The organism is Aporhodopirellula aestuarii, from assembly GCF_023701485.1.
GTDB classification, from domain to species: Bacteria; Planctomycetota; Planctomycetia; order Pirellulales; family Pirellulaceae; genus Rhodopirellula; species Rhodopirellula aestuarii.
This window is the reverse complement of sequence record NZ_JAMQBK010000062.1, coordinates 163,898-175,416: the sequence shown is the minus strand read 5'-3', so window position 1 is coordinate 175,416 and position 11,519 is coordinate 163,898. Positions and strand designations below refer to the sequence as shown.

The window sequence follows — 11,519 nt, the reverse complement described above, 5'->3', positions numbered from 1 at the left end:
TTTCCATCGTTTCATCTCTCGCCCTTCGACTACATTGACGTCCCGGATATCCAGATGAACCCTGAAAAACTATCACCTGTTGGCCGCTCACTTCTTGATCGCCGATCTTTCTTCGGTCAATCGGGGATGGCGATGGGGGCGATCGCGTTATCCCAATTACTGGCGAAAGACAATCTGCTCGCATCCGGTTTGGAGAGCGGTCCGATCCGCCCGAAGATCGACGACAAAAACCCGTACGCTCCTCGACCGCCGCACTTCGACATGCCGGCCAAACAGGTCTTGGTTATCTATTGCCCGGGTGCCGTCAGTCACGTTGACACTTTCGACTACAAACCGGACCTCTACAAACTCGACGGCCAAAAACCACCGGGTATTCCGCAGGTCACTTTTGAAGGACCTACCGGCAATATCGCCAAGCCGTTTTGGGACTTCAAACCGCGTGGAGAGTCCGGCAAGATGGTTTCCGATCTATTGCCTAACCTCGCCGGCATGGTCGATGACTTTTGCTTCATGCATTCGCTGACCACGCAAACGAGCGCGCACCCTCAAGGCGAAAACTTCATGAACACCGGTTTCACGATGGAAGGCTTTCCCTCGTTTGGTGCGTGGGTAACTTACGCGTTGGGCTGCGAAACCGATGAACTTCCCGCGTTTGTTGCCATCAACGACCCTCGTGGTCTCGCGCGTAGCGGCAAGAACAACTTCGGCAGTGGCTTCTTACCTGCCGCATTCCAAGGCACGGACTTCACCGCATCCAATCCGCCCGCGAACTTGGGGCGTCCCAATGCCTACACTCCCGCCGCTGATCAGGCGAGCGTCTCGTTGCTACAACGGCTCAACGCGAAACACTTGAAGCAGTTTCCCGGTGATGCGGATCTCGCCGCGCGGATCGCCAGCTACGAACTGGCCGGGCGGATGCAAACATCGGTCCCCGAAGTGATGGATATCGCAAACGAACCGGCACATATCCACCAAGCCTACGGCACCGGTTCGGGCACCGAGTTGAAGAAGGCATACGCCAACAATTGCATCCTCGCCCGTCGACTGCTCGAGAAAGGCGTCCGCGTCGTGCAACTGTTCAACGGCAGTGATCCGGCGGGCGGCAACGGTATCACGAACTGGGACTCGCATAGCGACATTAAGGAAACGCATGCGATGCAGGCTGAAATCATGGACCAGCCCACCGCCGCGTTGATCGCTGACCTGAAACAACGCGGTATGCTCGAACACACACTCGTCGTTTGGTGCACCGAATTTGGACGGATGCCGTTTCTGCAAGCCAACGGAACCGGTCGCGACCACAACCCCGATGCGTTCACGTGCTTCCTCGCCGGGGCGGGCGTGAAGAAAGGATACAGCTACGGAGAAAGCGACGAATTCGGATTCAAAGCCGCCGTCAACGAAACCTCCGTCTACGACTTTAACGCCACACTCTTACACCTGATGGGACTCGACCACGAACGCCTGACGTACTACCACAACGGACTCGAACGCCGACTTACCAACGTGCACGGGCACGTCGTCAAAGACATCCTCGCTTAGCAACGCTTCGGTTGCCGTGTTACATCGGGCGGACAGCGTTTGCTTGCGACCTACTCGATGTGCGAGCACGGATTTCGTGGTTCTGATTCTTGACGACCGGACGAATCACAATGTTACGATATTGAACGGACGTGTGATCGCCTTGCAGATAAAGCGGTCCCGGCTTGGATTCGTCGGCGTCGAGTGCCCCATTGGTGCATCCCGCCAGAGGTTCGTTGTCAATCACTTTGACACCGTTCAAAACCACCGTGACGTGCCGATCGACGAGTGTGATGTCGTAATGCTGCCACTCGCCGCCGACCTTTCCCGCGTTGACGGCTGGTTCAATCCGATTGAACAGTGAACCAATTCCGATGATTCCCTGCATGCGGCTGTCCCGATCAACAACTTGTACCTCGTACCGGCCGCAGAGATAGATGCCGCTGTTACCTCCCGGCGGAACATTGAAATCGATCTGCAAGTTGAAGTCATTAAACTCGCGATCGGTCCGCAGATTGCCGTAGCGAGCATAGGGATTGAAGTCCGTTTTCGGCGTTTCGTTGACGAGCACCGAATCAACGACTTTCCATCGATTTTCCTGTGCCGCATTGGTCAATCGCCAACCGCTCAAATCGGTGCCGTTAAACAGTTCGATCGGTTCGCCAAATGTCACCAAGCTCAAGTCCGGCTTTGGCGGCAATTCGGCAATCCGAGTCCCTGAATACGAAACTTGTTTGACGCCACCCGTTCCATCGGGTTGATCCATCACGATCGCCATCGCGTCTCCGTCAACCGCCGCCACGTGGCGGCGCGGCAGTTTCTCACCAACAGGCGGCCCGCCGGGATAGTCGGGCTCTCCAACGGCGCGTCGGTGATAGAACTGAAGCTTACCATCGACGACCGCGACGTCTGTCAGCGGCTTGGGTGCACCAACCGTCCAAAGCTGTCCCACGAGGGCACCTTGTGATTGGTTAAGCGACAGCCATCCGGCAGCACCATTTGGCAATTGCAACGCCCAATTCCCAACGTATGAATCAATGACCGATTTCGATTGAGACACGTCCGCGTCGACATCCTTCGCTGCTGGCACTTTGGATTCGAGGTTTAGCAACTCGATTTTACGAAACTCGGTCGGATGACTTTCCGACTGGATCGAGATCGTGCCGCGATCGATCATCAAATTTCCGTCGACAATCAACGGAGCCGCTTCGGGATCTTTGGGGTCGTACTGCGGGTGCGTGTATTCAAGGACCGTTTCGCCTTCCAGGATATGTCGTACGACTTCATTGCCGCGAACTTCGATTTCGGCCGTGACCCAACGATCGCCGTGGTAGGTTTTGGAATTGCTGCTCGTGCAATGCGGTTTGAACAGTTCGCCATTCAAGACGACGTTCGTACCGGGGGTGCACAAGTTTAAGTTCGTCCGTTCATCTTTGCCGTTGCCACCGAGCAATTGAACTTCGATCGATACCGGAAACTTTTGATCGCTTGTCATCAGCTTCGGATCTTGACCGTGCAGCATCAATCCATTGTTCCTGAACGCCCATCCAGGCCCGCCATCAATCTGCTCGCCAACGAATCGATATTCGATCCGCAACCGATAATGTGAGAACGCGTCCTTGTAAAACAGATGCCCGAACTTGTCAAAGCTGTGAGGTTTTCCGCTGTCGAGACTCGTAGAATCTTCCGGTTTGTAGTCATCGTACGAGACGACCAACAAACCGTCGCGGACGCGGAAGGTGTCGGCATAGTTATCACCGAGTTCATGACTGCGGATTTTGGGAGTCCAACCGGTCAGGTCTTTTCCGTTAAACAACTCAATCCATTCACCATCAACGTGGGTGCTGGATGCAGACGCATCCTCCGCCGGCGAGGAATTCGCGGAAAGGGTCGCCGCCAGCATCGCCGCCGCGACAATGGAAGCTGAGAATCGGGATGAAAGGTTCACGTCAGATTGCCTTGTAGCTTGGGGAGAAACACCAGCATGAGTATACCGAACTTACTCTGGAGCCCGCTCGGCGAGGAAGTCTTGCCAGCATTCGGCGTTTAATTTTTCTTGGACTTGGCTGGCTTCTTATCCGCATCGCCTTCGATCGGCTCAGTCACCACATCGTCTGCGAATTGGAATCCGTGTGCCGACACGTTCTCAACGACGACCTCGTAATTCGCATCGTTGAGCACCGCCGCAATCGACGGTCCGATGAATGGAGTCGCAAAGCCGATTCCCTCAGGTATTTCAGCATCGTCCATCAATTCACGCGGCATGTAAGGCAAATGCTTTTGTTTGAGCTGGGCATTTTCCCCAAACGTGGCGTCAACGTTTTTGACAAACGATCCGTCGGCAAAGGTGCCAGGCTTGAGGCCCGATGTCGAATATTTTTTCCAAACGAAGCCTCCCTCGATGCGGACTGCGAACCCGCAACCAACCGATTTCACCCCCTCTATCTGAACGACGCCATTGGTCATCGAATGAGGAGAAATCATGACGGCGGCGTTCCCCTCGGTGCAGGAAATGTTCTTCGCAACGAGATTGTGCAGGCCGCCGTACTGCGCGTCATTCATCTTGGTTAATCCGGTTTCAAACCGCAACGTAGCACCACCGATTCCCGACAGGTTTTGAAACAAGACGTTTTTGGCCGCCTGAGCTTGAATCGCCCCATAACCATAGTGCGCATTTTCGACACTCAGGTTTTCGACCGTGCCTTGCTCGGGCATTCCGGTGCCACCTGCTTCAAGTCCGGTCGCGTTGAAGTTCACGCAGGACATCGATGTCTGTTCGTCGAGGCAATGGAAATTCGCGATGTAAAAATTCCTAACGTTGCCGACGGCGACAACCTGCAAACCTTTTGCGTACCTGAAGAACTTCGCTGTAAAGCGTCCGCCGATTCCTCGGACACTCACATTCTCCACTCGCTCGTCGCCTTTTCCGATTTCGAAGAGAGTCGTATTTTTCACGCGATCTCCAACGAACGGGATCAAGACCGCATCTTTGTCGATGCCGACATGCACATTCGATTTGACTTCGATATTCGCAAACCGATAGGTCCCCGCGGGGATCGTTAAAACGCCCCCACCAGCGGCGTTCAACTCGTCGACCGCTCTCTGTACAACGCTGGAAACATCCTCGCTGCCATCGGTCGAAACGCCGTAGTCAGACACAAGATTTTTGACGACCGATCGGTTTTCAACCGACGAGTCGTAAAACTCGCTTGCTTGCGAATCCATCAGACAGCCAAACAAAATCAATGCGATGAAAAAAACTCGTTTCATTGGGGAACTCGTCAAGAGGATTCGATGGACGCTGGAAAATTTCAGCACGCGATGTCAGCGATTGGTTGTGAGTGGTTGCTTCAATTCGATATCGATGAATCGGAACATGCCCAGCGGCACGGAGACCTCGACCGCCGTCGGGTCACTGACATCAAAACGCGTACCGAACAAAACGTCGGTCATCGCTACGGGTTGAGCGGTGTGAAAATGAACGACCGCTTTACGGTTTTGGGGATTCAGATAGCCACTGTCGATCAGTGTGAGACGCAAATGAGTCGGCGACGATTGAGCGGCCACCCAAGCAACCTGACCAGTCACGGTTAGCGGCAACTTCTTAGATGCTTGTTTGATGTCTGCTTCAATGGTTTGGTAATACTGGTCCGCGGGAAACGATTTCGAACCGCTCGCCGCATAATAGCTGCGACCATCGGTGTAATATTCGCTCAGAGCGTTCCTATAGATCGGATGCAGCTGATCGACGAGTGCACCGCGTGGTGCGTCGGTATCGGCATATCGGCCGTCCTGGGGCGGTGTGATGAGCACGAGTCCATTTTCGTAAGGCGGCAAGAAATTCAACCGCCGATCCTTCACTCCGGCCGCGTATCGAGAGAAGTCCCATTTCGTCACCGGAGCACCGGGCCAGCTACCGTTGAGGCGGCTAAACACCATCGGACGCTCGGCCTCTTTTTCAGCATCGAAGAACGTGCACCATTTCACATTACTGCTTTCGAGCATGTACTCGTGGTCCGGCTCTTGTATGCTCAAATGAACGGGCGAGTAGCTGACGATCTCATCACGTTTGGGAACATACAACGCGCCTGTGGCGATTAGCTCCCAAAGCAGACTCATGTAGTCCTGATCGACCGCAAAATTGTCGATGTACTGCGCACCATGGGAGATGTGATAAATCATCATTCTCAGGAAATGGTTTGGCAGCATCTGGTGTGAGTGCTGACGCGACCGATCAAAACTCGTGTTGTCACGTGCACAACGACTGCCCCAAGCATTCGTCGCACCACTCGCCCAAATTCCTGACCGTCCCGCGATGCTCAACTCCATCGCCTTGTCCGTGGTCTCTTCCATCGCGGGGACGAACACATCGGCAAACTCGCCGGAGAGCAAACGCTCCCACATCGGCATGTAGACGTTTCCTTGCCAAAAACAGTGCTTGGTTCGGACATAGATATTCGTGTTCTTACCCTGAGCGTATTCTGCCAACGGATAAAAATGGTCATTCAATACAAACGCAAAATCTTCGCTGTGATCTTCCAATTCAGGATAAATCAAAACCGTTTTTTTGCCGTCGACCGCGTCGATTACTTTCTTCAGCGTTTCGAGCGTGTACATGTAGGGATCGTTTCCGTGGCCAGCCCAAAATGCTGCTCCTGACTCACCACGATAGACATCGACCAATGAGTCCACGGCCTGCTGCTGCGTCAACGTGTACTTTCGCCGTTGATCCCGTTTGGTTTGATACTTTTCGTTGCCGAGGTTCGAGCGATCCCAGTTCTCCGCAACTCCAAAATGCTTGTGGTCCAGAAAAACCGGGCTGTCGGACTGCTGCTCAATTTTTTCCACCAATGGCTCGAGCGATTCGCTGATACTTTCGGACATCAAATAGACCGGCAACGGGTCGCGTTCCCAACTTGGACGCTCGAACGCCCGTGTTCGCTGACGAACGAGATCCGAGGCCTTCAGGATCGCCGCAATTTTTCCGGGAGGCTCCAGTTCGACGAACTCCTGCTTCCACGCGTCGTTCTTTAAATCTAGAACATGAATACAACTTCCACCGCTCTGGGCACTCGCGAGCACAACGTTCGATTTCTCCGTATCCATCCACATGTCATTGAACGAGTAGCGACACGAGTAGACTTCACAATCCGCCGCGTTCAAGCTCGCTGGGATAAGCACGATCTGTCTACCGTAGAGCACGAAATATCGAAACGCACCGTCACCGGGCAAAAACGCCGGTTGCACGACGCGATAACCGAACCCATCGACATTTCGCTTGAGCGAACTCAATTCGAACGAGGTTTGCTTCCCATTACTGGGATCCAATAGGCACACGGATGAATCCTTGCCGTGCGCGGATGTCCCAAGCAAGATCTCGCCGTTGTCGGGTGAGACGAAAAGTTCGCCGACCACGCCTTTCGCCTTAACCGGCGTCACACTCAGCGGTTTGTCGGACATCGGTTCGAACAGGTAAACGGCACCTTTGTCCTGCATCCCATTCATCGTGCCATGGACAACGAGTGTTTCATTTCCATCACGTTGAACGATCTTGCGAAGAAAGTTCGCCACATGAAGCCCTTTGGGAGGCCGCGGTTTATGCGGATCGTTACCCCAGGGTTTCGCGATCGAGTACGTCTTCGACGGAAGAACTTTGACTTGTTCGCCGGTCGATGACAGGTAGTAGACGTTGTTGTCAAATCCGCCGCAGACCACGTAGGGCGTACCCGCATCGTGCACGACACAGACCGAATACATTGGCGCGTCGTTGGCTTTGAACTTCCACAGCAATTTGCCGGACGTTGACAGACAATAAACGTGCCCGTCTGCGTTGGCCGCCAGAATTTCATCCTGATCGTCGCCCGAAATGTCTTCACACCAGAGATCGTGATTCATGATCCCCGAAAGGACGTTCTTCCAGACCAACTTGCCATCCTCGCCGAGCGCCAGGATGGTTCCTTCATAGCTGCTACCGATAATCCTTTTCTGATCACCATGATCGGCGACACGCACTTTCGTGATTGTATAGCCGGTGTCATAGCTGGAGATACCGGCTGCGGCTTGGGCCACGCCAGATAAAGCGGCCAAAATCCCGATCGCGGTGAGAACACGTAAGTTAAATCGAGTCATGTGTGCAAGGATGATCAAATGTGGGGAGGATGGCCGCTCGCGAATTTGCGGACGGCCGGGTCAGTCAGATCGCGCCTGACTCATCAATTCGCTGAGCTCTTGAACAATCTCGGGATGCGTTGCCGCGACGTTGGTCGTTTCCTCGACATCCGTTGAAAGATCAAAGAGTTCGGGGGGCGCGTTTGGCTTTTTGTTGGTGTTGTATCGCACCGCTTTCCAATCACCTTTTCGAATCGCTTCACGTCCGCCTTGGGCAGGAAACTCCCAATATAAATATTCGTGTTCCTTCTGACCGGACTTACCCAGCAACGTCGGCAACATCGAAACACCATCGACCTCATGATCGAGAGGTGTTGCGGTCAAATCTGCCATCGTCGGCAGGAAGTCCCAGAACGCCGAAACATGATCTGATTGCGATCCCGCTTTAATTTTCCCTGGCCATGTTGCGATCATGGGCACCCGCACGCCTCCTTCGTAAAGGTCACGCTTGATCCCCCTCATGACTCCGTTGGAATCGAAGTATTTCGGATCGTGCCCGCCTTCTTCGTGAGGTCCGTTATCCGAACTGAAGATCACCAGCGTGCTGTCTGCGATCCCCAAGGTATCCAACTCGGCGACAATCTCGCCGACGTAATCGTCAAGCACCGTAACCATGGCTGCGAACGCCGCGTGCGGTTCGGCCTGGCCGATGTAATAGTCGTCAGGATAACTGGTCTCCGGCAACAGTTTGCCTCGAAACTTTTTCATGTACGCTTCGGGAGCGATCATGTCAGCGTGTGGTTGGATCGCGGCGTAGTAACAAAAAAACGGCTGTTCCTTATTGCTACGGATGAAATCCAACGCTTGCCGGTGGATGAAGTCCGGTGCGTAATCGTATGTGTGCGACGCCACATTGCCCCACAACAACTCCCGCTCATCATCGTTCCACAGGAAGGCCGGGTAGTAACAGTGTGCAAGCCGTTGGCAGTTGTACCCGTAGAAACGGTCGAACCCCATCTTCATCGGATCACTTACCGACCCTGGATATCCAAGCCCCCATTTGCCGAAAAGGCCTGTTTCATAGCCCGCGGATTGCAAGAAATGCCCGACGGTGAACGTATCCGCTGGCATCGGCATTTGGCCCTCGGGCTCGTACTCGGCGTTCCCTTTCACCGGCGTGTGCCCGGTGTGCAAGCCCGTCAATAACGAACAACGCGAAGGTGCGCACACCGTACTGCCGGAATAGTGCTGCATGAATCGCATGCCACGCGCAGCCAGAGCATCGATATTGGGAGTCTCAAACTTGGTCTGGCCGTAACAACTCAAGTCGCCATAACCTAAATCATCGGCCAGGATAAAAATGACGTTGGGGGGCTGCGTCTGGTCTGCGTAACCAAAGGCTGGCGATGCCAACGCGAGTAAACAAAGGATCAGCTTCTTCATGGTGGTATCTGGCTTCCGACAACGGAATTTTTGGAGGAACACGGGCGCTTCGTGGCAGGTTATAGGTGCCGCGACCAGTATACATCGTTCCGCAATCGGTGCCCGCGGCTCCACGTGATGTGAATCCATTTCCTAAACGACTTCGCGCCCCATATTTCAGAAACGCGGATACGATCCATCTGCGCCGCGAATATCGTGTCGAAGGCATTCGTGTGTGAAATGTCTCGCCACTTTCAACCACGCTGGAAACGCCCAGCAGACAAACGCGTCAGACATCAACGTTCTGCGATACTCAATGCGTTGCAGAGCGTTCGTTCGAATACTAGCGTCTGCCCCGACCGCGAACCAAGCCCGCCGAAACGGACTCATCACGTGGAATGAATCCTGTCCCAACAAAGCACCGCGTTGAGGCATTAAGCCGCACCGTTCCCTCGCACGAACTCAACCCCGCGTTCCTAGGCAACCGCGACTCTCAACTTACGAGCTCCCGTTGCTTCCGCAGCAAGAACTACTCCGGATTGGCATCTTCGTCGGCAGCTCGCGCCTCCAGTTCGGCGGCTTCCTTCGCCATCAGCTCCCGCAACTCATCGCGTTCGGTCGGCGAGGGCACCGATGGCGACGACTCACCGCATCCGTTCAAGGCAAAGCCCCCGAAAAGCAATACGACAACAAAAAACGATCTCATTCAAATCTCCTTGGTAGGTTACGTCGTGTTTTAATCTTGGGGTTCGCGATCAACACGAACTTGCGTCCGGCGTGCGGCACGGTGCTGTCACACCGCGCCGCGATTCAACATAAAAAAAGAGGTCTTGCGGATCGTCATCTGGATTTCCTCAACGAACGATCAGGACCTTATTGGCGATCAGATTAGAAATCTTGGTCAATCGTCTCTTTATTTGCACGAGTTCCGAGAGCCCCCCAAAGACCGTATGGACTCTGGCTACCTGGAGCCTGCGTCCCAGTGCCTTTCAACCAAACGCTACCGGCTCGCGAGTTACCGGCCTCAATCGAATCTGTGACAAACTTCACGGCACCATCGGCCATCAGGACATGGACGCCGCCTTGGTGTCGACTCGATGGCGGGTAGTTTCCGGTCGTCCGTCCAGCGCTGCAGATTTCACTATTGGGAGGCAACACGGTCTGCATCGCTGAGAACAGTGCGTCACCCGCATCCGCCCAACGATAACCACGAGCCGAGGTGACCGACGCAGGCGAGCCCGACCAAAACTGAGGCCGAGTTGCATCAATCCATCCCGCTTGGTCGCGACAATAGCTGGGATTTTGGCGGATCTGAGAATTCGATGGCGTACCTCCGTTTTGGGCAACGGTGCGATTGTCGTTGTCTCCGAGATCAGTCGCAATCTCCCCCATCGCGATCGTGTTCGACAGGCCATCAAGAACATCTCGGAACTTCGTCGTCTTATGCATCACGAAAATACCTCGACATGCAGCCCGAGCATCCTCACGCGATCCTTGCCAGTTTCCGCCGCTGCTGCCAACGTCGTTGTTTCTGGTATCAAAGACGCCATGATTGACGGCGTAGAGTCCGTCACCCAAACAAGCGGCGTAGTTGGTGCGACCAAGGGCTGGCAAGCCGGTGCCGGGGTCACTGGGACAACGCAGCGACGGAATGTTGGTCACCCATGGATCGTATTCGACATGACGAGGGGCGGGACCCATCGGTGGATAATCGGCGACCTCCGATTGCCATTGATGACCTGGAATTAAATATGTCAGACCTGCCGCGCCATCGTTCTCGTAGGGATTACTGATCCGTTCCCAGATCGCTTGCTGTTCGAAGAAAGGAAGCAGCCCGACCAAGATGCTCAAAGAATCTCGGTTCGAATACTGGCAGTTGCGATTGTGGTGCTGATTATCGTTCAGCGCCGAAGTGCCTCCGCCATGCCTTGGCAATTGCTTGTACGCGGAATGGTAATTGTGGATCGATAACCCGAGTTGCTTGAAGTTATTGCTGCAACTCATTCGACGCGCCGCTTCGCGTGCCGCCTGAACAGCAGGCAACAAGAGGCCGACGAGCACGCCGATGATTGCGATCACGACGAGTAATTCGACGAGCGTGAAGCCCGATCGATGATTACGTGTTCTGTGCATTGGAAACTGCTCCGCTAAAAGGAAAAGAGAAAAGCTCAAGGGGAGGGACGCGCCTAAGGCAAATCTCAACTCCCCTAACCCTATGATTCCGGCGGCCAACGCATTTACTTCAAAAAGCCACGCGTTTTCCCGAAATTTTTCCGTAGCTGCTTCGTTAGCAGTCCGCGCACCGTGTAACGTCGGTGAGCGTCGTTCATCTCAATGCGTTAAAACGCAAGCCAACTTCATGCGCAAACCAGTACACGCTAGCCGGTTGCGCAGCATCTATAGACAAAGCGATCGAGCACCGATACTGATTCGCGTAAGCTGCGATTGCGAAGCACAACGATTGCGAA

Annotated in this window: 7 protein-coding genes; 1 reads left to right on the top strand and 6 read right to left on the bottom strand. The window is 54.3% G+C overall.

Features of this window, described 5'->3' with window-relative positions:
- The first annotated feature begins 54 nt into the window (after positions 1-54).
- Positions 55-1,542 (top strand): DUF1501 domain-containing protein, encoded by a 1,488-nt coding sequence (locus NB063_RS23395; protein WP_250931322.1) that lies wholly within the window; start codon positions 55-57, stop codon positions 1,540-1,542.
- Positions 1,543-1,561: 19 nt separating this feature from the next.
- On the opposite strand, the gene NB063_RS23390 is transcribed toward NB063_RS23395, so the two are convergent.
- The 6 genes from NB063_RS23390 to NB063_RS23365 form a co-directional block, all read right to left on the bottom strand.
- Entirely contained in the window at positions 1,562-3,469 is a 1,908-nt protein-coding gene (locus tag NB063_RS23390) for a 3-keto-disaccharide hydrolase (protein ID WP_250931321.1), read from the bottom strand.
- 98 nt (positions 3,470-3,567) lie between these two features.
- Positions 3,568-4,791 (bottom strand): glycoside hydrolase family protein, encoded by a 1,224-nt coding sequence (locus tag NB063_RS23385; protein WP_250931320.1) that lies wholly within the window; start codon positions 4,789-4,791, stop codon positions 3,568-3,570.
- A gap of 54 nt (positions 4,792-4,845) precedes the next feature.
- Complete coding sequence (locus NB063_RS23380; protein WP_250931319.1) at positions 4,846-7,650, bottom strand: hypothetical protein; 2,805 nt, start codon at positions 7,648-7,650, stop codon at positions 4,846-4,848.
- Positions 7,651-7,710: 60 nt separating this feature from the next.
- Positions 7,711-9,072, bottom strand: a complete 1,362-nt coding sequence (locus NB063_RS23375) for an arylsulfatase (protein ID WP_250931318.1) — start codon at positions 9,070-9,072, stop codon at positions 7,711-7,713.
- A gap of 508 nt (positions 9,073-9,580) precedes the next feature.
- Positions 9,581-9,757: a hypothetical protein gene (locus NB063_RS23370; protein WP_250931317.1), complete on the bottom strand. Its 177-nt coding sequence runs from the start codon at positions 9,755-9,757 to the stop codon at positions 9,581-9,583.
- Positions 9,758-9,939: 182 nt separating this feature from the next.
- A complete protein-coding gene (locus tag NB063_RS23365) occupies positions 9,940-11,184 on the bottom strand; it encodes a DUF1559 domain-containing protein (RefSeq protein WP_250931316.1) in 1,245 nt (414 codons plus the stop codon).
- Positions 11,185-11,519 lie beyond the last annotated feature (335 nt).